The following is a 22275-nucleotide window of genomic DNA, read 5'->3' as shown; positions in this document are numbered from 1 at the left end:
ACCGTTCATGTGGCAAAAACCAGAAAAAAATGAAGAATGAATAGGATTAAAATCATCACTATCATTCTCCATTCTCTCGTTATTTGGACTAGACCAAACCTTGGCTTAGCATAGCTCGTGCGACTTTTTCAAATCCTGCAACATTCGCCCCTAAGACGAAATTATTTGCAGCATCATATTTGTTCGCCGTATCTCGACAAGTTTCATAAATATTTTTCATAATATCATCTAGCATACCATCTACTTTTTCAAACGACCATGATAGACGTTCTGAGTTTTGACTCATTTCTAAGGCAGATACGGCAACGCCACCAGCATTTGCTGCTTTACCAGGACAATACAATACCCCAGCTTTTTCAAGTACTGCTACGGCATCTAACGTACAAGGCATATTAGCACCTTCAGCTACAATCTTTCCGCCATTTTTTACTAATAATTCAGCTTGCTTTTCGCTGATTTCATTTTGAGTGGCACAAGGTAAAGCGATATCGTAAGCTACTTCGAAGTCCCATACAGATTGACCATCGTAATACGTAGCATCAGAATGTGTCTCGACATATTTAGAAATACGTTCACGATTTTTCTCTTTTAGTTCCTTAACCAATTCAACATCAATACCGTTTGGATCGTAAATAAAACCGTTTGAATCTGAGCAAGTTAGAACAGTTGCACCTAATTCTTTCGCTTTTTCCATTGCATAGATTGAAACGTTACCGCTCCCTGAAACGACGACTTTTTTCCCTTCAAATGAGTCATTTGAATCATTCAATAAATGTTTTACGAAATAGACACAGCCATAACCAGTAGCTTCCGTTCTAGCTTGACTTCCCCAGTAACCTAAAGGTTTTCCTGTTAGGACACCTGCATCATAATTTCTTAGGCGTTTATACATGCCAAATAAGTAACCGATCTCTCTTGCACCAACTCCAATATCTCCTGCGGGTACATCTGTACTTGGTCCAATATGTTTTTGTAATTCTGTCATGAAACTTTGACAAAAACGCATGACTTCAGCATCTGATTTTCCTTTAGGATCGAAATCACTTCCGCCTTTGCCTCCACCGATTGGTAAACCCGTCAAACTATTTTTAAAAATTTGTTCAAACGCTAAAAATTTCATCACACTTAAATTCACGCTAGGGTGAAAACGTAGGCCGCCTTTATATGGACCAATCGCAGAATTATACTGCACACGATAACCACGATTGACTTGCCAGTTTCCTTTGTCATCTTGCCATGGAACTCTAAACTGTAAAATTCTTTCTGGCTCAATCAAAACTCCTAAAATATTGGCTTCAATGAATGCTGGATTTTCTTTCAAAAATACTTCAACCGTTGGTAAAAATTCGTCGACAGCTTGCAAGTATTCCACTTGCCCTCGATCATTTTCATGAATCTTTTTTTGAATCTCTTCCACGTACTGTTTTGCTTCCATCTAATCACCCTCTCATTGTTATAATCCTATTTTAACCTAAATTCAGAAAATTTCCACAACTTTTTACTGTAAATTGAAAAAAACTTAGAAAATTTTTCCAAAATTGTGTTAAACTACCATTGAAATGGAGGAGAATTTATGAAATTATTTGATGTTATTGTCGTTGGAGCTGGCACTAGCGGTATGATGGCAGCTATTGCTGCTGCTAAATCTGGCAGTAATACATTATTGATAGAAAAAAATAAACGGGTTGGAAAAAAACTCTTATTAACTGGAGGCGGTCGTTGCAATGTCACAAACAATCGTCCAGCGGAAGAGATCATTGCTCATATTCCTGGAAATGGCAAATTTTTATATAGTGCTTTTTCGCAATTTACTAATTATGATATCATGGAGTTCTTCGAATCAAACGGAACTCATTTAAAAGAAGAAGACCACGGTCGGATGTTTCCAGTCACGGATCGCTCAAAAACAATTGTTGAAACGTTGTTTAATCAATTGGAACAATTGGGTGTTACGATTTATACGGAGGCGAAAGTTGAGAAAATTCTTTATAAAGATAAACAAGTGATTGGTGTCGCTTTGGAACATGAAAAATTGTATGCTCCTTGTGTTATTCTAACTACTGGCGGACGAACATATCCTTCTACCGGGTCTACTGGCGATGGTTATAAACTTGCAAAAAGAGTTGGACATACGATCAGTCCTTTATATGCAACGGAATCTCCTATCATTTCTAGCGAACCTTTTATTCAAGAAAAAACGTTGCAAGGTCTTTCTTTACAGGATGTTTCGCTTTCCGTTTTAAACAATCAAGGAAAAGTAGTCATTGAACATCAAATGGATCTTTTGTTTACGCATTTTGGTATTTCTGGCCCTGCTGCCTTAAGATGTTCCAGCTTTGTTAATCAAGAATTGACAAAAAATAATCAACAACCTGTCACACTTCGCCTAGATATATTTCCTCAAAAAAGTACACAAGAACTACGTGCTGAAATCACAAAAAGACTTTTAGAGCAAACAGCAAAATCATTAAAAAACGCTTTGAAAAACGTAGCTCCTGAACGACTACTTGATTTCGTCTTAAACGAGCTCGACCTTTCAAACGTCCAAGCGAAACAAGTCTCGGAAAAACAACTAGATCAACTTGTCCAACGCTTAAAGTCTTTTGATATAAAAGCAGATAAAACATTACCGATCGAAAAGTCTTTTGTAACTGGCGGGGGCGTATCTTTAAAAGAAATCCAACCAAAAACAATGGAAAGTAAACTACTTAATGGTTTATTTTTTGCAGGGGAGCTTTTAGATATTAATGGCTATACAGGGGGGTATAATGTTACTGCGGCCTTCGTAACTGGACATGTTGCTGGAACGCATGCTGCAACAATTGCCGAGTATACATATTTACCACCTTTAGATCAAGAATAAACTAGTTTTTATTCAGTAGAACTCTAGATTTTCCGGAGTTCTTTTCTTTTCGCCTTAATAGGACTTTAGCAGGATAAAACTATCACTATAAATCAGTCTTTTGTTGGATTCTTTTTTATTCGATTTATGTGAAAATAGTTTTAAGAGGTGATCATAATGAAAATTAAGTTAAAAAGACAAACGACATGGGGATGCGTGCGCCACTTTTCCGTCTATAAAAATGGTGTGTATCAAGGAAAATTATTCAATAATATTTCAATTGAACTAAATGTTACTGTTGGTGACATTCTAGAATTTCGAGAAGGACTTTTTCGCTTCTCCCAAAAAGTCAACATTACTCCAGACACCGAAGAAGTGACTATTACAACTACAAATCAGATTCAGCAATTATTTTCTCTATTCATTATCTTATTTTTAGCAATTTCTTTAGCTAGCCTTTCGATTGATTCATTAAACATTTTTCTGATGACGGAAGTCTCTGCTTTTGTCGTATTAAATCAATTATTTCGTTACCGTTCCTATCAATTTAACGTTGAGACCCATAATCCAATACGATCGTTTTTTAAAGAAGGCACAACAACGAAAACAATCTAACCTTTTTATTCAATGACTGATAAAAAGCCTGATTTTGCCAATCATCGACAAAATCAGGCTTTTTAAGTTTTAATTGCTTTTCATTAATTCAGTAACATAAGCCACTGTATCAGGTTGTTCTACTTCAATTTTAGAAATAGCTGCTGAAAAGTTTGGTAAATGATCTTTATGCGCAATCAACAATTCATCTAGTAACGTTTTTGCCATCGCTCCACCTGGAACAAGCGGATTGATTGTGAAGGCATGTAACGCAGCACCGTAGTCTCCATCCATTGCCGCACGAATCACAGTTTCCTCCATTCCTTTCATCACTTGGATAATTCCACGCGCCGCTGGTGGAAATGCCCCCCAATTGTATGGCTCATGTCCGTGGGCAGTGACAGGACCTGAAACTTCAACGACACAATCATAAGGTAAATCTGTAATTGTGCCATTATTTTCAGTTGAAACGACCATATCTGTGCGTTTATCATTATGAATCGATGCGATCAATTCACATGCTGCATCACTGTAATGAGTCCCGCCTCGTTCTTCTAATTCTTTTGGCTTGTAATCCAGATTTGGATCTTTGTAAAGTTCAAATAAACGTGCTTCCGTTTCTTTTACTACTTGTGCTCTTGTTTCGCCTTTTTCAAACTCTTCAATCGAATGTTTTAGCATTTCATCTTCAATATAATAATACCGATGATAGCCACATGGTAACATCCCTAAATCTTTGATTTGTTCATAATGGAACGGTGCGTTGTGGATATTTTTCAAATGACTTTCAGAATCTTCTTGTGGTCCATAAATCAAGTCGATCAATTCTTGTGTTCGTTCAGTTCCTTGTTTATCCCAAACACGGTGCCAATGGAAATGATTGATTCCAGCAAATTTGAAGAATAGATCATCTTCTGGAATACCTAGTTTTTCAGCAGCTTGTTTTCTGTGGCCAATCGGTACATTACATAACCCTGCTGTTTTCTTCCACCCGCCATGTTTAATGGCAGCTTCCGTTACCATTCCTGCTGGATTCGTAAAATTAACAAGCCACGCATCTGGACAAAGTTCTTTCATGTCTTCGATAATCGCAAGGATTACTGGAATCGTGCGAAATGCCTTAAACATACCACCTGCGCCATTTGTTTCTTGGCCTAGCACACCATGTGATAAAGGAATACGTTCATCTTTAATACGAGCGTCAAGTAATCCTACACGGAATTGAGTCGATACAAAATCAGCATCTTTTAACGCTGCACGACGATCTAATGTTAAATGAACTTCCCAATCTAATCCCGCTGCTTTGACCATGCGTTTTGCCATAGCCCCAACCGTTTCTAATTTTTCTTTTCCTGCTTCAATATCAACTAACCAAATTTCTTTGATTGGCAATTCATCTTTTCTTTTAATATATCCCTCGATCAATTCTGGTGTATAACTTGACCCTCCACCAATTGTTGCGATTTTCAATGCATCTCTTGTCATGTGTTTCCCTCCTGATTTTTTGTTCAGAAAATGTTCTGACATCGTTTACATTTTTATCATAATATGTGGGAATGTTCCCATGTCAAGCTCTTTTTTCAACTATTTTATGTTATACTAAAAAGTGAAGAATATTTTTTCTATTTAATTAGCGAGGTGTCAACATGACTACAATTATTGATGTAGCAAAAAAAGCACAAGTCTCAAAATCCACTGTTTCTAGAGTTATTTCTGGGAATGGTTATGTTGGTCAAGAAAGTCGAAAAAAAGTTTTAGATGCAATGGAAGCGCTATCCTACTCTCCTAACTTGATTGCTCGAAATCTTCAAAGTGGTGAAACAAAGACGATTGGTTTTCTTGCACATGGATTTATAGATCCTTTGGGTATTTTTCTTGAAAGTTTTATTTCTATTGCCAAATCCTATAATTACTATGTCACACTTTATTTTACCGATGGAGATCAAAAGAAAGAGATTGATGCCCTGAATCAAATGAAATACAAACAGCTCGATGGTGTATTTATTTTAACTAGGTCAAATAAATGGGAAGTAATCGAACCTTACAGTCTTTATGGTCCGATTGCTACTTGGCATCGAATTGATTCTGAACGCGTCTATTCTTCTTATATCGATCATTATTCAGGATACTTACGTTCGCTAGATTACCTTTATCAGCGTGGATACCGTTCGATTGGTCATGTTTTAGGGAATTCTGTGAATCTAAATACTAAGGCACGTATAAGAGCCATTGATGATTTCCACAAGGAAAAAAATATTTCAATCAACGAGGAATGGATCTTTCGTGATGATGATAGAGTGGACAATGGACGTCATATTGCCCAATTATGGCATGAAATGAAAACTAAAACAGATGCCATGGCGTTTTACACCGATTCAGTTGCAGCAGGTTTTATTTCTGAACTTCAATCTTTAGGCTATTCTATTCCCGATGATGTAGCTGTCATTGGCTTTGATAATAGCGAGATCAGTCGGTTGATGCATATTACAACAGTTGATTATTCAATCAAACTGCAAGCAGAAAATTCATTTATTTATATTCATAACCAGCTCAACAAAGAAACTATTCCAGAACAAGAAATGAGCGTTCGCTTAATCGAAAGGGAAACCGTTCCAATACGAAAACATGAAGAGGCAGAGACATAACTCTATGAGTCCTATCTCTGCCTCAAGGAATTCAAATAAATAAGGAGAGCTGAAGCAATTACTGCGCTTTGATTCGATCACATCAAATTCTAAGCGTTAAACACTTCTGTCCTAATTTCTTTTAATACCTATTTAACTATTTTTTTGCGTTCATTTTTCAGAATTGAAATCGATTGTTTCAATGATTTCAAAACACCACCTTCGCTATAAACTAAAACGTTTGATTTATACAATTTAGCTGAAAACATCGTCAATAATAGACCGAACACAATCAAGATCCCTACAGAAATCAGCGCCCCTGCAGTAGTGACGGTTTCGCTAGCTAAACGAATCGGCATAATAAAAGATGAAATCAACGGAATGTAAGAAGATACTTTGATCACAATATTTTGTGGATCACTTGTTCCTAATGTAATCCCAATGAAATAGCCAATCATAGCAATGTAAATGATCGGTTGAACTGCTTTTGCCGTGTCTTCTGGTTTTGATACCAATGATCCACATAATGCTGCTAAGACTGAATAGACCAATACTCCTAACACAAAAAATGCTAAAGTGAAGAATAAAAAACTACCAAAAATAGTCGTGGAAGAAAGACCTTCTAGAAATCCTTTTACGATATCCATGTCTTTCAATTGTGTATACCCAATCCCGATTGCCGCTGCGTAAATCACAATTTGAGTAAGTGCAACCAAAATGACCCCAGTCAATTTTCCATAAAAATGCGTTTGGGCTTTCGTACTGGATAAAATAACTTCCATGATCCGGGTTCCTTTTTCAGAAGCAATTTCCTGAGCAATAATGGATGCATACGTGATAATAATCACCCAAAGAACAATCGTTATCACAAATGACATTGCTGATTGAATCGCTGTATTATCTTGTCCCGTTATCATTTTTCCATTATCGTCAAAGCGAACTTTAGTCTTCTCAAAATTCGCCGGTTGACTTAAACTTGCTAATTGTTCTGTGGTTAAATTAAGTTTACTTGCATTGAATGAAGATTGAAGACCGTTAAGCATTTGCCCCATCATCAATTCTGTCGTTGTTCCTAAAGAAGATTCTGCATATAATTCTCCATGAATCTGTTCTGATTTAGTTTCTAAAACAAGAAAAGCTTCAAGATTTTTCTCTTTTAATTGTTTCTCAGCTTCTTTTTGCGATTTCATTACTTTAAATGTATAATCATCTGTTTTTGACTGTGCTAATTGTTCTGCTAATGCTTGATTATCAGAAACAAGACCCACTTTCGTCTCCTCAGAAAAACCACCCGCCAAAGAACCAGCAATATAAATAATTCCCATGACAATAAAGGGTACAAGGATCATAATAATAAAGGAAAGAGATTTAACATTCTTTTTATATACATCTCTCGCTATAATCCAAAATTTACTCATTTGGTTCACCTGCTTTCATCTTGAATATTTCTTCTAAGGTAGGTGGTTGCTGATTGAACATCGGAATATAGCCGAACTGTGTAGCACGAGCAAAAATTTCTTGCCCTGCGTCTGGATCATTTAAGGTTACTTCAACAACATCTCCGCGTTTTACTGCAGACTGAACCCCGTCGATTGCTAAAACATCTTCAGGACTCAATGGCGATTCTAAGAAGACTTTCGTGCGGCCGAAACTTTCACGAATTTCATGAACTTTACCATTAAGAACCATTTTCCCACTTCTTAGCATAACAAGATGATCACAGATTTTTTCAACATTATCCATATTATGGCTGGAGAAAATCACACAGGACCCCTTCTCTTTTAATGCAATGATCCCATCTTTTAATAGCTCAGCATTCACTGGGTCTAGTCCACTAAAGGGTTCATCTAGAATCACTAATTTTGGTTCATGGATCAATGTGGCAATCAGTTGAACTTTTTGTTGATTTCCTTTTGAAAGTGATTTTACTTTATCCGTTTTTTTCCCTTTGACTTTGAACTTCTCCATCCATTCATCAATTTTCGGTTCAATTTCTTTTTTCGTTTTCCCTCTTAATTCAGCAAAGTAAATCAATTGCTCCTGAATAGAGACTTTTGGATACAAACCACGTTCTTCTGGTAAGTAACCAATATCGTTATAGTCTTTACCACTTAGCTGATGACCATTCCAAAGGACAACCCCACTATCTTGTGTCAAAAAGTCTAAAATCAAACGGAAAGTTGTCGTCTTCCCAGCACCGTTTTGACCAATTAGTCCCAGTATTTTTCCATCTGGAATTTCAAAAGACATGTTGTCAACAGCTGTATAATTTCCAAATGTTTTAACCAAATTCTTTACTTCTAACATTATCCATCCTCCTATTTTCAAATTAAAATCTATTTTTATTCAAAAGTACAGTTTCTATTTTATTCGTCAACATATTCTTTGACCTTTTAACAGATTGTACCATGTGCCCCAATTAGTTTAAAAAAAGGTCTTTAATAAAAGACTGAACAGCATTCCTACAATAGCACCTAAAATTGCTAAGACTATGGAATCTCTCAGAACTTTTTGTCGTTTGGCAAAACGTTCTGGATGATGATAATATTTTGTACGATCCCTATAAATAATCAATGAAAAGACAATTGTTACCGTTACTCCTAGCGGTAATACGGTGAGCATCGTCCCTAAAGATAGTAAAATACCTCTGACAAATACATTCCCTAAAATATCATTTTGAGATTCTTTTGTTAAGAACACAAGCATAAGGAAACAAATACCGATCGGTAAATAGATAAGCTCACACAGGAATAACCATAGCCATTCTTTCTTCATACGAATCCAGTAACTGTCAGAATCTGAATAGATTGTCGGTGTCTCTCATTCAGCTTTAAAAATAATAATATTTATCTTTATAATTGCCTATATTTTTCCAACCAGCTTCTTTATAGATTACCAAATATTCAGATAATTCTTCAGATGATCCCTCAAAGAAATCGACTGAAAAATCCTTTTTTTCCGGATTTCCCTTTTCGAATACAAGAAAACCAGCTTGATTCATTTTTTCAAAGTGCCAGCCATCTTCTGCTTGTCTCTTTAAAAGTTGCATTTCTTTTTCTGGATAAAAAGTAATTCACTTTGAAAAAATGTATTTCTTCCCCTGAATTATGATCCTTTTTTTCTCCTTTTTTCAGCTAATAGACGGTTTCCAGCTTGATAGAGAAGTTTCCTGCGCTCAATATCTAACTCTAAAATTGCGAGCCCTTTATCCGTAATTAAATACGTTTTCTTCCGTTCGTTACTTTCTTCTAGCGTGATCAACTCGCTCTTTTGTAACTTTTTTAAAATAGTGTACATACTCGCTGGACCAATGTCGACTTGGCCATTTGTTACTACATTTACTTCTTTCATGATAGCGTATCCATGTTGCGGTTCTAGTAATGCTAACAGAATCAAATAAGTGGAATCCGTCAGTGTATCTTCCATGGTATCTTACTCCTTTATATCGTCAGATGATATATCACCTAACGATAGAGTATCGTGAATTTCTTCATATGTCAAACGTTTTTAAATGGGCTAAACCACTTTTTCTGTAATTATCGATTAAAATAAAAAACTAAACTCATAAAAATGAATTTAGCTTTTTTTAGTTAATCAGCCATCATACGTTCTCACCAGAATCAGTTTCATCCTGATGCAAGTGATCGTAGACATTTTTAGCAACATTCTTCGGCAAACCAGATGCATTTAGTTCTTCAATCGAAGCGGCCGTGATATTTTTTAAGGACTTAAATTGTTTGAGCAACTCTTTTTTCCTTTTTGGACCCAATCCTTCTATATTATCCAAGCGAGAAGCAAAGCTGTTTTTACTTCTTAATTGTCGATGGAAGGTAATAGCAAAGCGATGGACTTCATCTTGAATACGCTGTAATAAAAAGAACTCTTGCGAATTTCTTTCTAGAGGAACAACAGCCAAATTCGGTCCAAAAAGTAGTTCGCTCGTTTTGTGCTTATCATTTTTCGCCAATCCTGCAATCGGAATGTCCAAGCCTAATTGATTATCTAATACTTCTTTCGCTGCATCAATCTGCCCTTTTCCTCCATCGATTACAATCAGATCTGGAAATGGGAGGTTCTCTTTCAAAACTCTTGAATAGCGACGATAAATCACTTCACGCATTGAGGCATAATCATCTGGACCTTTCACCGTTTTTATTTTGTATTTACGGTATTCCTTCTTATCTGGTCGACCATCAATAAAAACAACCATCGCCGAAACTGGATCCGTCCCCATAATATTCGAGTTATCAAATGCTTCAATTCTGATAGGTGTCGGGATATTCATCGCGTTTCCTAACTTTTCGACTGCCCCAATTGTTCGTTCTTGTTTCCGTACAATCAAATCAAATTTTTCCTGTAAAGCGACCGTCGCATTTTTGCCCGCTAACTTAACTAATTTCTTCTTCTCCCCGCGTTGAGGTTGTAGTACTTTGGTTGAAAGCATCGCCTCTACACTCGCAATATCAATGTTATCTGGAATCAAGACTTCTCTAGGAATAAAGTGTTCATTTTCTTGATAGAACTGCCCGATAAAGGTTAAAAAATCTTCTTCTTCTTCATTGTAAAAAGGAAAAATTGAAACATCTCTCTCAATCAACTTACCTTGACGGATAAAGAACACCTGAACACACATCCAGCCCTTGTCAACTGAATACCCGAAGACATCACGATCGACCAAATCTGCATTCGTCATTTTTTGACGTGTCATGACTGTTTCAATCGCTTTGATTTGATCACGATATTCTGCTGCCTTTTCAAATTCCATATTTTCAGCAGCTTCATTCATTTTTCGTTGTATTTCTTCTTGAATAACTGGGTGTCCTCCGTTTAAAAAACTTTTGATTTCTGAAACCATTTCTGTATAAGTTGATTTAGGAATATCAAAAACACAAGGAGCTAAACACTGGCCCATGTGGTAATAAAGGCAAACTTCTTTGGGTAACACTCGGCATTTTCTTAATGGAAAAAGACGATCCAGCAATCGTTTCGTCTCATTTGCTGCACCAACATCTGGATATGGCCCAAAATAAAGAGCTTTGTCCTTTGAAACTTTTCTAGTAATCAACAAACGAGGATAATCTTCGTTTGTAATTTTAATAAAAGGATAGCTTTTATCGTCTTTCAACATGATATTGTACTTAGGATCATTTTTGTGGATCAAATTGATTTCAAGTAATAATGCTTCAATATTTGATTCAGTCACTATATATTCAAAATCTTCTATCTCGCTGACAAGCCGTTCTGTTTTTGTATCATGGCTACCGCTGAAATAAGAACGAACACGATTTTTTAACACTTTTGCTTTACCAACGTAAATGATTGTTCCATTTTTGTCTTTCATCAAGTAACAACCTGGTTGGTCAGGAAGCAATGCTAATTTGTTTTTGATTCTATCGTTCATAATACTTCCTTTCTTCTTCCTTGATACATTATATTATACCATTATCTTTATAGTAAGACATAAAAAATAGGATGAAGAAGTTCCCCATCCTACGTTTGATTCTACAGGTATTTTTCAATCATTGCACGTAACTGTTCTTTCGAATGAACACCTACTGCTTTTTCTACAACTTCACCGTCTTTTTTCAACAATAATGTTGGAATACTCATGATTCCAAATGAAGCGGGCGTTTCTGGATTTTCATCGACATCCATCTTCGCAATTTTCACTTCACTTTCATCATATTCTTCACTTAATTGCTCTAAAATCGGCGATTGCATACGACAAGGTCCGCACCATGTTGCCCAAAAATCGATTAAAACAAGACCGCTATCTGTTTCAGTTGAAAATTCTTTATCTGTAATTACTTGTGTCATATTATAGCCCTCCTACGTATTAAAGCTGAACAGGATTGTCTAACCTTGAAAGAAGAAGAAGAAGAAAAATTGATTGAGATCCCTTTAACTTCACTCTATTCTTATCTCCGTTCCAAAAAGTAGCCTGCAAAGCTAGTTGATGATTTATAAAGTAATTATAGCACTCGTCTGTTCATTCGACTAGTTTTCTGCTTACTAAAGGTAAGCAGATTAGTTGAATTTTACGATTGTTGCGCCATTACCACCTTGGTTACCTGGTGCGAATTCATAACTACTCACACTACGATGGTTTTTCAAGTAATCCGTAATGCCTGTCCGTAAAGCGCCAGTTCCCTTACCATGTACAATCGTCACTTGAGGATAGCCCGCTAAAATCGCTGCATCTAAGTATTGATCGACTTCAGCCAACGCTTCTTCATACCGTTTTCCTCGTAAATCTAATTGGTTTGCCACATGACTACTTTCACTAGAACGAACTGCCGTCACTCTTTGCCTCGGTTCTTTTTCTGGGGCGACGGGTGTCATATCACTTTCGGCAACTGACATCTTTAATATGCCCAATTGAACTTGCCATTCATTATCGCTTGATTTACGAATCAACGTTCCACGTTGTCCATAAGTATTGACGATTACTTCATCACCTATTTTTAGTTTCTTTTGTTCTTTAGCTTTTTTTAGCACTTTATTTTTTTCTAGTTTTGCCTCTTCATGGTGAAGACTCGAAAGCTTAGATTTAGCATCGATTAATTGATGTTCTTTGATGCCACCTTGATTGCCACTGCTTAACTGCATTTTACGAATATCTGAAATAATACCAGCAGCTTCTTCCTCTGCTTGTGACACAAGTTCATTGGCTTTTTGGCGGGCTTTTGTCATTTCTTTTTCTCGCTCATCGAAAAAGTAACTATAGGCTTCTTTCAACTCATGATGCAAACGCTCTGCTTCCTCTACATAATGACGAACTTCTAAATATTCCGTCTCAGCCATTTTACGACGATTTTCCAAATCAGCAATCATTTCATTAAGATCTTGGCTTTCACCGTCCATAATGTGTTTTGCCTCATCTATAATAGCTGTATCCAAACCAAGTCGTTTTGAAATTTCAAACGCATTACTACGTCCTGGAACGCCTATCAATAAGCGGTACGTTGGACTCAAGGTGTCTACGTCAAATTCCATACTAGCGTTAATCGTGCCTGTACGATTATATCCATAAACTTTTAATTCAGGATAATGGGTCGTTGCCATTACATAAGCACTTTTACTACCTAATGCATCTAAAATCGAAATCGCCAGAGCTGCACCTTCTTGCGGATCGGTTCCTGCACCTAACTCATCGAATAGGACTAAACTATGATTGTCTACTTTTTTCAAGACATCAACAATATTTGTCATGTGAGAAGAAAACGTACTTAAACTTTGTTCGATTGATTGTTCATCTCCGATATCAGCGAAAACTTCATCAAAAATACCCATTTGACTTTCTTCACCCGCAGGAATTGGTAAGCCAGATTGCCCCATCAGTTGAAGCAAACCAAGTGTTTTAAGGGTAATCGTCTTACCACCTGTATTTGGTCCTGTGATCACAACTGCCTGATATTCTTTTCCAATCGTGATATCGTTTGGAACAGCTTTTTCTTGATCTAATAACGGATGTCTGGCTTGCTTAAAGTAAATGTGGTTTTCTTCACTGATTTTTGGAACAACTGCATTTAGTTGTTTCCCGAATCGAGCTTTGGCATTTACAAAATCTAATTTACCAATAACGTATGCATTGTGCATGATATCATTTCGATGCGGTACTAGCTCGGCAGACAACTCAGATAAAATCCGCTCGATTTCGTTACGTTCTGCAATTTGATGTTGACGTAAACGATTGTTCAACTCAACGATTTGTTTCGGCTCTACAAACAATGTCTGACCTGAAGAACTTTGATCGTGAACAACTCCGCCAAACACACTCTTGTATTCTTGTTTAACTGGAATTACGTAACGTTCATTTCTCATCGTGACGATCGCATCACTTAAATATTTGGCATTTTTCCCTCTAACGATTCCATCTAATTGTTCGCGAATCGTCTGTTCTGTTCTACGAATATTATGCCGAATGATTTTCAATTCTGGTGAGGCTTCATCGGTTACTCGCCCCTCATCATCAATTGACTCTTTCAATCGTCGACTCAGTTCAGGTAAAACGACTAATTGATCGTTCCAAGCATAAAGTCTCAGTAGTTCGATCTCACTATCTTGTAAATCATCAAAGAAACGTATCATTTCAGAAGTTGTAGACAAGACACGTCCAATATGCGCCAATTCGATACCATTTAAATCAGCACCAATTTCAATTCGCTTCATATGCGGACGAATATTCTCTAACTTCGGAATTGGAATACCACCACGCAATCGCTGGACTTTCAAGCCATCTTCTGTTTCTCTTAACCAAGCCTGAATACTGGTCTCCTCATTTACTGGTACTAAATGTTCAACCTCTTCCAAGCCTTGAGCTGTAACAACAAATTGGGAAATTAGCTGTTTGACCTTATCAAAGCCTAACGTTGTTAAAATTCGTGTATTCATTTTTTCACCTTCTGTTCTTGTAATGATTCTTAATGTTTTTTCTTATTTAATCATCTGCTCAATCCATAAATGGTAGATTTGTTTAGAAAAAATAGGGGTATCTTTTATGATAAAACTTGCTAATCCGCTGTTTTTAAATTGATTTTGGACTGAATCGACTGGCAACATCGATACAGTACTTAAAACTAAAAATACTCCGATATAAACGACGATCAAACTTATTAATCCTCCAGCTAGCCAATTTGCTTGTTTTAAGACTGGTACAAATACCAATCCATGCGCAAAAATCGCCAAAAATCGGACAACTAACCAACCTGCTGCTAAAATAAGCAAAAATGCTACCGCTCCGTAAAATGCTTGATCTAAATCAAGCGTAAGCTTTTGATTAAAGAAGACCAATTTAGTATCAGGTGTTGGTGATGGATACGGGATGAACAATTCTAGATGGGAAGCAAAACTTTTATAGTACGTTTTAGCTATAAAATAAGAACAAAAATAGCCAAATGTATATAACACTTGTAAAATCAATCCACGTCTAGCTCCTGTATAAAATCCAATGGCAAAAAGTAATAAAATAAGTAGTGTTAACATCCTGTCATCCTCTCAGATTATTGGTCTTGGGTGCTTTTACTTTGAATCTGTTGTTTTCGATTTTCATTTAAGATTTGCTGAGCTTCCATATGATTGTGTATTTCTACATCTTCTTGTCCATTTTTTTTCAGAACGACTCTTGCTTCTTCTTCTATTGCTTCGATGCGTTTGATTCGATTTTCTAGTTCAGCCAGTCTGATTGTACGTTTTTTTAGTTCTGCTACTTCTTGTTCTAAGTTAAGCACTTTTTCCTGTTTTTTTAACTGATCAGAAATGGCATTGATCGCTAATAAAACAGAGGCTTGTTCATCGTTTGTTTGTGGTGAGATATGTTTGATTTCAGCTAGTTGTTCATTGACTAATTTCGTTACTAAATCCATATGTTGTTTGCTTTCTTGTCCGATGATCGTATAGGTATGATCGGCAATCACAGCTTTATATCTAGTTTTTTCTTTGACCATGATAGTGTTCCCTCCTGTAGTGATCCATTACATGCTATTGTACCATGAAAGTTATTATTGTGCGTTCTCAAATAAACCCTTTCTTATTATATGCTACTAAATCAAAAAATTAAAGGTCTAGTGTTATTATTACAGCTTTTATTAGATTTTCACTTAAAAATACCTTTTTTAATACAAGTTATAAATTTTTCCAAAGAATCCCTAAACTAAATTATAAAAAACGAAATGAGGGTGGGACATGACTCTACGAGTCACATTCCACCCCCTAAAGAATTCAGATCAACGGTTGCTGTAGAAGCAAGCAGTACGCTTTGCATCTAGCACATCAAATTCAAAGAACTAAAGCACTAAGATAATTAAGTACTTCTTTCCCAACCTCACTACAGATTGTATAAAACTATTAAATAACACTTTCGACTAAATGTGCCATCGAGTCAAAAGGATATACAATATTTATCTATAAAATAAAATGGTTTTATTAACTCTTACCAGTGCCACTCGCTATTTTTCTGGATCTAGCGCATCATTTACATCCTTATTCCATTTCTTTTTGTTCCACGTTGTAATTGCTTTTAGCGAATTACTCGTATTTTGTGGATCTGGATAATAGTATTCAGCCGTAATATTTCGGCGATGCTGATCAATCGGTATGTCAAGTACAATCGACTTTTCAGCAGTTGATAGTTCCTGTAAACCAGATGTCTTATCAAATGATCGATAGGTATCACCATCGATTTTCACGACAATTTTTGTCACATTTCTATAATAAGCGGTTAAACGTTTATTGATTACAGATAGTCTCACATACGCTTTCCCATCTTCGATGATCGATTCAGTTTCATTTTCGCTTCCTTTTTTAGGCATTGGACTTGTCATCGTTGCTTCGTCTGTCAACGTTTTTTGATTCTCCAAAATAAAGTCGCCTGGTATAAATGGCTCTTCATTTGGTGATTTCCCTTGCGCTTTTACAGTTAAACTAAACTCTGGTGAGCCTTCTGGAACATCCGTCACTTTAGTGGAAAAATTGAATGTAAGTACATCATCCTTGGTTAAAGTGTCAACATTGACGGACAATATCCTTGATGCCTGATCATACTGCCCAATAATTGGTTTCCCATTTTTTTCAAAAAAGAAGGTAAAACTACTTGATGAATCATCAAGATCAGCGGGAATCTCGGTAGTGAAGAGAACATTTCTAATCACTTTTTTTGATTCGGATGGATGATTGTTCGCACTTCTTATTTCGCCTGAATACGTCAATAAACTACCGATTCTAGTGATATCAACTTCTTTATTCGTTACAGGATCTTTTTCTTTCGTACTAGCTTCGACCTTCAAGTTTTCTAACGATAACTCTTCTGGCATTATATCTTCAACAGACATTAGTTTAGCGGGCTTAAATCGGTCATCTTGTTTGCCTGACTTAACTGCATCATGATAGCCTTTATAATGCCCATAACTGCTACTTGACGGCATACTATTGCCACCAATGCCATTAGGATCTTTACTATACGTATTTAATTGCTCTTTATCCTTTAAATCATCAAGAACGTTGCTATCTTTCGCGAAAATTTCGATTGTTTCATTGGATGCTAGATATCTCGGTAAATTGATTGTCCAATTCACTTTAGAATCCGTGATACTTTTCCCTTCACTCGTTACTTCTGTCAATGTACTCTCTAAAAATTGATTGTTTACTTTCGCAAAAATGTACATTTTTTCTGTTAATTGATTATCATGTCGTTTATCATATAAATCGATCGTGCCTTTGATTTGTTTGCTTGCATTTGTGAGGGTATCTGACTTTCCGGAAATTGAATCTTTTTCTATTGTTAATTCCATTGGCGGTGTGACATCTACTGTTGTGACTGGTTTAACAAGAAGCGATGGAACTTCTAAACTGTCTCGATTTCTTCCACGAGTAGCACCGATAATTTCTACTTTATCACCAGTTTTAATAAAATCAGCTAACTCAACGACGACTATTCCACCTCGTGGTTTTTGCTCATCCCATTGCTGAACACCTGGAAGATTTTTTGCACCTTTGTATCCTTTTGTCAGAACTTCTTTTTCCATGAGTACAGTATTGCCTCTTGTAATTTTAACTTTCACTAGAACTTCCTTTTCCCAAGCATCTCGAATTTCTTCTCCATAACCGACTTTTACGCTAACATGCCCATAGATTTTTTTATCAGCATTCGTTGGAATTCTCAGCTCATCTACGATTGGGGCAGAACTATTACCACTCATACGAGCATAATGGTTAGCTCCTTTATACGTACTTTGATTGAATTCATCTACATAATCGGTACTTACGATTGTTTCGAAATTCCGTCCTTTTAATGTATACGAAATCGGTGCCCAATAAGCATCTGGATCTTGATCTAAATCAAGGCCATTTTTGATTTCCCAAACAGAAAGATAAGATTTTTTCACTTTAAAAGTGCCATTATTAGAGCCATTTGAGAATACTTGTCCCCCATTTTTACGGTTGTTTCTTATGTCATAAAAACTCGGTTGATCTAATTCAAAATCGGCTTGACCTGCTGATTGAATCACCCCACTATTTTGAGAATAGGTGTGTCCTTCTGCTCGAAACACAGTATCTTTCCCTACTAAAAACCTAAGACTACCACTTTGCGTCCATAGCGCTGGGCCTAGAGATGCATTGATGTATACTTCACTTTCCTTTCCTTCAAGAGAAAAGATCGACGTCTTCCCAGAGCCATCTATTGGAAATTGAATCCCTTGTTTGCCTCCTGTATCTGAACCATTTACCGGTCCACCATTATCAGATTTATCTGCCTGATTATTGATTTGAAGATAGCCACCGCTTTTTACAAAAAACTGATTGTTTTGTCCATACAAGCGAATACCGGATGCTGATCCATTCTTTTTGGTTATCGATACTTTCCCTTTATTAGTGAGAAGAAATGTTTGCCCTCCAACCAATCGGAAACGAAGGACCGCACCGATATTATTACTTTCCCCCTCTGAGGTTAAATTTAACTCGGAACCTTTTCCATCAACATAAAAATTACCGTTTGTCACTTGATTGATCATTGCTGGCTGCGCTCTTTTTTTATTATTATTTAGACCTAAACTATGAATATTTACCTTTGCACCGCTGGTTACTTTTGTCGCTGATTTAGTTGCTTCAGAGCTATTATTAGATGAACCACATATAGAAATAGTCGCACCGTAATAATCTATTAACGCTCCGTTAGATGTTGCATTAAGGACGGTCCCCTCATCTCTCGCTTCAAAATGAACTTTATTTACGTACCCTTGGCTATTGGCATAAATGGCTTGACCTTCTCTACTATGCAATGCGAGCTTCGAGCCTTTTTCTATGACAAAAACTGTGTTGATTCTATTTCCCGGATGCATCCTAATTACGGATACTCTCCCTTGAATACGGATGTCAGCCTGTTCCGTTATCAAAATTTCCTTAGCATTTACAACATTGTTGCCTGTCGTACCAGAATTCCAATTCGTTTGACCTTTCATCACTAAATAGGACCTGGAGGCATCAATAAAAGTTCCAGCATTACTCGCATAAGTATTTTGAATATTTTCTGTTAAAATCGTCCAACCATCTTGCGTGCTACGGATCAGCCCACTGTTGTTTTTGCTATCGACATTCATATTTTTTACAACAAAGAAACGTTTAGCTGATCCTAATTGAAATGACCGATTATTTCCTGTGCCTGTAGTAAAAGTGAACCCCTTGCCATCAATCATTAACGAACGATTGACTTCTGGTAATGCAGTTGTTCCTGAAATATTTGCACCAAATTCAATATGGTCGGTGGAGTTATCTTTGATTGCGGCAATCAATTGCTGATAAGTCGTCACGATTCTTTTAGTGGATGACGGAGTATAGTTTTGAATTTGTAGGACAGAAGGTGAACTAAACATCTCATAACTGTTAGTTGAAGTAATCGAACCTGTCGTTGCATACATTTTGGGTTGGACAATCAACGAAGATGTTTCAGTTTTTTCTTTAGGAGAGGTGTAATTTATGTTCATTGTTTTAATTTTTCGCTTATGTCGGTAAATTTCAATTTTGTCTTTACTGTCTCGAACAATCGGCAAAGGTATTTTTAGCGTTGTTTTTTTGTCTGATTGTTTGATTTTAATCTTTACGCCGTTGTTTCCTGATGGTTGTGCTGTTACCATTTCTAGACTATCACTTTTTACTGCTTCTAAGGTTTCTGGAGTGATCAGTTGATTGTTTTTTGATTTTATCGTTATCGTTTCTTCTTTGGGATTCGTTATTGATAGTTCAATAATTATTCCAATTTTTTCCTTCATCTCTGGATGAATGTATTCTTCTATATTCAAACTGTACTTATTTTTTCCAAAATCATGAAAGAACCAATAAGCTTGATAACTCAAAAATGCCATAGTTAACATAAAAAATAGACTTCCTATCCCTATAGCGATCCTTTTGGATTTCATTTGCTTCATGAATTTCCCCTCCTTTCTTTACTCTTTTGATTCCTCTTTGACATTTAAATAATACATATTAAATAACAAGGTAATATCAAATGTTGCCCCGCTTCCCTCTTCTGAGGAACTTTTATAGCTTAAATCAGTTACTTTAATAAAACGCTGATCATTTTCTAAAGTATAGATAAAATCAACAACTTCTTTTTTCCCTGTGGCACTAAATTCTAAAACAATGTTACTTGAATAAACTTTTTTGGTTTGATCGCTTGGGGAAGAAAAAAGTAAGGTATCTTCTGCTGTGATTTGTTTTAGTGTGATTCTATTTTTTGCCACTTTTTGTTCCAATCCTGTTAGATATTCCTTCATTTGAATTCCCTTGGAAAATCGTGGTAATTCATTCACAATCGCAGAATCGAGTAGATTTTTCTTTCCTTTCAACTCTTTCATAGAGTGTTGTAAAGCCTTTACTTCACTTTTTATTGTTGCGTCTTCTTGTTTGATTTTCCCAATTTCTTCTTGTTTAGGGGCAATTCCCATAGACCAACCTAAAACAATCAGGATGAGAGACAGGAATAAAAATACGATAAACATTACAATATGCTTTTTTGTAAAGATGACTGTCTTCATTTACTCTTTTCCTCCTCTATTGATTGAAGGTAATTTTTCCTTTAGCATTTGTAATTGGATAACTGATTCGAATTTATCACCAGAATCTTCTTCAAATGATGCAGACAAAAGCGTTGCTTGATTAATCCATTCGATTTCACTTAATACTTCAGTTAAAGCACCAATGTTAGATAATTTCGGCCCTTTGATCGTTAAATCAAGTTGAATCAATTCTTGTCCTGCTTCTGTTTTTAACCCTTCTTGAGAACTGACTGCACTGGCTTCATTCCCTGCAGTTTCAAGTAAAGGAATAACAATCTGATACGATTCGATGGTTTGGTTATATTTTATGACCATTTCATCTAAATTTTTTGCTATATCAGCAAATAGCACTTGCTTCCCTTTTAGCTCTGTCAAGTATTGCTGGACTTCTTCAGACTGTTCTTTTTTTAACTTTACAATCTGACCGGTCAATTGTGCCTGCTCCATCTTTTTTGTTTTTACCGATTTTTCTAACATTGTTGCTTCTTGCTGACTCACTAAATACATCATCGCAAGACCTGCAACACCGACGCCAATTAACACAAGAAAGAAGGTAATCAAAAAAAGAGAGGCTTGATTTTTATAAAATTTATCTGGCAATAGATTAATATTCATAAATGTTTACACTCCTTTCATAGCAAGTCCAGCTGCTAATAGGTATTTTGAAGGAATTGCATAACGTTTTTCGGTATTGATTGCAGCCACTGGAATCTCGATTCTCGTTTCCATTGACTTAATAACCTCTTTAAAAAGTAATGGATGCTCTCCTACTAAATAAATCTTGCTGATTTTTTTTCCAACGGCTAAGGTATTGCTATAATAGTAAAGAATATTTTTGGTCACATCCGCTAAATCAGATAAAGCATCCACTTCTTTGTCTTTATGAAATTCTGCTTTGTATTCTCCATTGTCGTCTTCAATATATTTCCAATTGGCTACATTGTATTCTTCGTACTGGCTGTATATTGGAATGTGGTTTTCAAATATTGTAAACGTCGCGACACCACAATCTACCTCAACCACTAACAAGACCTCTGACCATTTGATATTCCGGCTGATTGCACGTGTATAGGCTAGAGAATTCAGATCAACTGCACTAGGAATCCCACTTGCTTGCTGGATGCTATCTCCTAAACTGATCAGTGTCGGCTCAGAGGTTGCGACAAAATAAATTTCTCCATCCACAACCATACGATCGCGCCTCGTTGCTTTTACTTTTTGTTTTGCTGCTTTTTTTTGCACTTTCTTTTTTTGACGTGCTTTTTGTTTTTCAAATACTAATAAATCGAAAGTAGGCTGCTCGAAGGGAACAGAAATTGATTCACCCAATTCCAAAAACAAATATTTTTTTACTTCCTTATCATTCCGCATACCATTTTCTGGAATACTTCTGATCAATAATTCGTGATTACACGCTGAAAAAACCACATGCGGATTTTTGATTGCATGTTCTTTAAATAATTGCTTGATTCCTTCCATTAAAATTTGTTTGTTCGTTAATTTTCCATTTTTAAAAATACTGGATTTTAACCCAATTTCTCCTTTTTTATAAATAACCAACGGATTAGTACTTTTTAAGATCACAAAACGAATCATATTTTTTTTAATATCCAAACCAACAACGGTTTTCAATCCTTTTTTTAAAATGATCGTCTCCTCCATTTCT

The 22275-nt window shown here is 36.1% G+C and carries 19 protein-coding genes; 3 read left to right on the top strand and 16 right to left on the bottom strand.

Annotation, left to right across the window (positions count from 1 at the left end):
- Positions 1–88: 88 nt before the first annotated feature.
- A complete protein-coding gene (gene gdhA / locus BCR22_RS00745) occupies positions 89–1435 on the bottom strand; it encodes an NADP-specific glutamate dehydrogenase (RefSeq protein WP_069653088.1) in 1347 nt (448 codons plus the stop codon).
- A 138-nt stretch (positions 1436–1573) separates the two neighbouring features.
- On the opposite strand from gdhA, the gene BCR22_RS00740 reads away from it, so the two are divergent.
- Both BCR22_RS00740 and BCR22_RS00735 read left to right on the top strand, forming a co-directional pair.
- A complete protein-coding gene (locus BCR22_RS00740) occupies positions 1574–2863 on the top strand; it encodes a BaiN/RdsA family NAD(P)/FAD-dependent oxidoreductase (protein ID WP_069653087.1) in 1290 nt (429 codons plus the stop codon).
- Between the two features lie 156 nt (positions 2864–3019).
- Positions 3020–3457, top strand: coding sequence for a hypothetical protein (locus tag BCR22_RS00735; RefSeq protein WP_069653086.1), 438 nt, complete (start codon positions 3020–3022; stop codon positions 3455–3457).
- A 69-nt stretch (positions 3458–3526) separates the two neighbouring features.
- Here the strand turns inward: BCR22_RS00735 and BCR22_RS00730 are convergent, their stop codons facing one another.
- Positions 3527–4921, bottom strand: a complete 1395-nt coding sequence (locus tag BCR22_RS00730; RefSeq protein WP_069653085.1) for a 6-phospho-beta-glucosidase — start codon at positions 4919–4921, stop codon at positions 3527–3529.
- 161 nt (positions 4922–5082) lie between these two features.
- Between BCR22_RS00730 and BCR22_RS00725 the strand changes: the two genes are divergently transcribed.
- On the top strand, positions 5083–6081 hold the full coding sequence (locus BCR22_RS00725) for a LacI family DNA-binding transcriptional regulator (protein ID WP_069653084.1): 999 nt from the start codon (positions 5083–5085) through the stop codon (positions 6079–6081).
- Positions 6082–6209: 128 nt separating this feature from the next.
- Here the strand turns inward: BCR22_RS00725 and BCR22_RS00720 are convergent, their stop codons facing one another.
- The 14 genes from BCR22_RS00720 to pilM form a co-directional block, all read right to left on the bottom strand.
- Positions 6210–7478 (bottom strand): ABC transporter permease, encoded by a 1269-nt coding sequence (locus BCR22_RS00720; RefSeq protein ID WP_069653083.1) that lies wholly within the window; start codon positions 7476–7478, stop codon positions 6210–6212.
- Positions 7471–8367 (bottom strand): ABC transporter ATP-binding protein, encoded by an 897-nt coding sequence (locus BCR22_RS00715; protein WP_069653082.1) that lies wholly within the window; start codon positions 8365–8367, stop codon positions 7471–7473. Before BCR22_RS00715 ends, BCR22_RS00720 begins: the two co-directional genes overlap by 8 nt.
- A gap of 117 nt (positions 8368–8484) precedes the next feature.
- Positions 8485–8835 (bottom strand): hypothetical protein, encoded by a 351-nt coding sequence (locus tag BCR22_RS14790; RefSeq protein WP_141706517.1) that lies wholly within the window; start codon positions 8833–8835, stop codon positions 8485–8487.
- 55 nt (positions 8836–8890) lie between these two features.
- On the bottom strand, positions 8891–9109 hold the full coding sequence (locus tag BCR22_RS14785; RefSeq protein ID WP_083241709.1) for a DUF2812 domain-containing protein: 219 nt from the start codon (positions 9107–9109) through the stop codon (positions 8891–8893).
- Positions 9110–9165: 56 nt separating this feature from the next.
- Positions 9166–9486: a PadR family transcriptional regulator gene (locus BCR22_RS00705; protein ID WP_069653081.1), complete on the bottom strand. Its 321-nt coding sequence runs from the start codon at positions 9484–9486 to the stop codon at positions 9166–9168.
- Positions 9487–9661: 175 nt separating this feature from the next.
- The gene (gene uvrC / locus BCR22_RS00700) at positions 9662–11461 is read right to left on the bottom strand and encodes an excinuclease ABC subunit UvrC (RefSeq protein WP_069653080.1); all 1800 of its coding nucleotides are present in this window, start codon (positions 11459–11461) and stop codon (positions 9662–9664) included.
- 101 nt (positions 11462–11562) lie between these two features.
- Positions 11563–11877, bottom strand: a complete 315-nt coding sequence (gene trxA, locus BCR22_RS00695) for a thioredoxin (protein WP_069653079.1) — start codon at positions 11875–11877, stop codon at positions 11563–11565.
- A 210-nt stretch (positions 11878–12087) separates the two neighbouring features.
- Positions 12088–14454 carry an endonuclease MutS2 gene (locus BCR22_RS00690; protein WP_069653078.1) on the bottom strand — a complete coding sequence of 789 codons (2367 nt, stop codon included), beginning with the start codon at positions 14452–14454 and terminating at the stop codon, positions 12088–12090.
- Positions 14455–14496: 42 nt separating this feature from the next.
- Complete coding sequence (locus BCR22_RS00685; protein WP_069653077.1) at positions 14497–15045, bottom strand: CvpA family protein; 549 nt, start codon at positions 15043–15045, stop codon at positions 14497–14499.
- Positions 15046–15062: 17 nt separating this feature from the next.
- Positions 15063–15506, bottom strand: coding sequence for a cell division protein ZapA (zapA, locus tag BCR22_RS00680; RefSeq protein WP_069653076.1), 444 nt, complete (start codon positions 15504–15506; stop codon positions 15063–15065).
- 501 nt (positions 15507–16007) lie between these two features.
- Entirely contained in the window at positions 16008–19979 is a 3972-nt protein-coding gene (locus tag BCR22_RS00675) for a pectate lyase-like adhesive domain-containing protein (RefSeq protein ID WP_069653075.1), read from the bottom strand.
- A gap of 18 nt (positions 19980–19997) precedes the next feature.
- Positions 19998–20588: a hypothetical protein gene (locus BCR22_RS00670; protein ID WP_069653074.1), complete on the bottom strand. Its 591-nt coding sequence runs from the start codon at positions 20586–20588 to the stop codon at positions 19998–20000.
- Positions 20589–21224, bottom strand: coding sequence for a hypothetical protein (locus BCR22_RS00665; protein WP_069653073.1), 636 nt, complete (start codon positions 21222–21224; stop codon positions 20589–20591).
- Between the two features lie 6 nt (positions 21225–21230).
- A complete protein-coding gene (gene pilM / locus BCR22_RS00660; RefSeq protein WP_069653072.1) occupies positions 21231–22271 on the bottom strand; it encodes a type IV pilus biogenesis protein PilM in 1041 nt (346 codons plus the stop codon).
- Positions 22272–22275 lie beyond the last annotated feature (4 nt).

The organism is Enterococcus plantarum, assembly GCF_001730295.1.
In the GTDB taxonomy this organism is placed as follows: domain Bacteria; phylum Bacillota; class Bacilli; order Lactobacillales; family Enterococcaceae; genus Enterococcus_L; species Enterococcus_L plantarum.
Note: the sequence above shows the minus strand (reverse complement) of the source record. Positions and strands in the feature narration are given on the sequence as shown.

Excerpts from the sequence above, each read along its gene's own strand:
- gdhA (WP_069653088.1), bottom strand. The coding sequence starts at position 1,435 with ATGGAAGCAAAACAGTACGTGGAAGAGATTCAAAAAAAGATTCATGAA.
- BCR22_RS00740 (WP_069653087.1), top strand. The coding sequence starts at position 1,574 with ATGAAATTATTTGATGTTATTGTCGTTGGAGCTGGCACTAGCGGTATG.
- BCR22_RS00735 (WP_069653086.1), top strand. The coding sequence starts at position 3,020 with ATGAAAATTAAGTTAAAAAGACAAACGACATGGGGATGCGTGCGCCAC.
- BCR22_RS00730 (WP_069653085.1), bottom strand. The coding sequence starts at position 4,921 with ATGACAAGAGATGCATTGAAAATCGCAACAATTGGTGGAGGGTCAAGT.
- BCR22_RS00725 (WP_069653084.1), top strand. The coding sequence starts at position 5,083 with ATGACTACAATTATTGATGTAGCAAAAAAAGCACAAGTCTCAAAATCC.
- BCR22_RS00720 (WP_069653083.1), bottom strand. The coding sequence starts at position 7,478 with ATGAGTAAATTTTGGATTATAGCGAGAGATGTATATAAAAAGAATGTT.
- BCR22_RS00715 (WP_069653082.1), bottom strand. The coding sequence starts at position 8,367 with ATGTTAGAAGTAAAGAATTTGGTTAAAACATTTGGAAATTATACAGCT.
- BCR22_RS14790 (WP_141706517.1), bottom strand. The coding sequence starts at position 8,835 with ATGAAGAAAGAATGGCTATGGTTATTCCTGTGTGAGCTTATCTATTTA.
- BCR22_RS14785 (WP_083241709.1), bottom strand. The coding sequence starts at position 9,109 with ATGCAACTTTTAAAGAGACAAGCAGAAGATGGCTGGCACTTTGAAAAA.
- BCR22_RS00705 (WP_069653081.1), bottom strand. The coding sequence starts at position 9,486 with ATGGAAGATACACTGACGGATTCCACTTATTTGATTCTGTTAGCATTA.
- uvrC (WP_069653080.1), bottom strand. The coding sequence starts at position 11,461 with ATGAACGATAGAATCAAAAACAAATTAGCATTGCTTCCTGACCAACCA.
- trxA (WP_069653079.1), bottom strand. The coding sequence starts at position 11,877 with ATGACACAAGTAATTACAGATAAAGAATTTTCAACTGAAACAGATAGC.
- BCR22_RS00690 (WP_069653078.1), bottom strand. The coding sequence starts at position 14,454 with ATGAATACACGAATTTTAACAACGTTAGGCTTTGATAAGGTCAAACAG.
- BCR22_RS00685 (WP_069653077.1), bottom strand. The coding sequence starts at position 15,045 with ATGTTAACACTACTTATTTTATTACTTTTTGCCATTGGATTTTATACA.
- zapA (WP_069653076.1), bottom strand. The coding sequence starts at position 15,506 with ATGGTCAAAGAAAAAACTAGATATAAAGCTGTGATTGCCGATCATACC.
- BCR22_RS00675 (WP_069653075.1), bottom strand. The coding sequence starts at position 19,979 with ATGAAGCAAATGAAATCCAAAAGGATCGCTATAGGGATAGGAAGTCTA.
- BCR22_RS00670 (WP_069653074.1), bottom strand. The coding sequence starts at position 20,588 with ATGAAGACAGTCATCTTTACAAAAAAGCATATTGTAATGTTTATCGTA.
- BCR22_RS00665 (WP_069653073.1), bottom strand. The coding sequence starts at position 21,224 with ATGAATATTAATCTATTGCCAGATAAATTTTATAAAAATCAAGCCTCT.
- pilM (WP_069653072.1), bottom strand. The coding sequence starts at position 22,271 with ATGGAGGAGACGATCATTTTAAAAAAAGGATTGAAAACCGTTGTTGGT.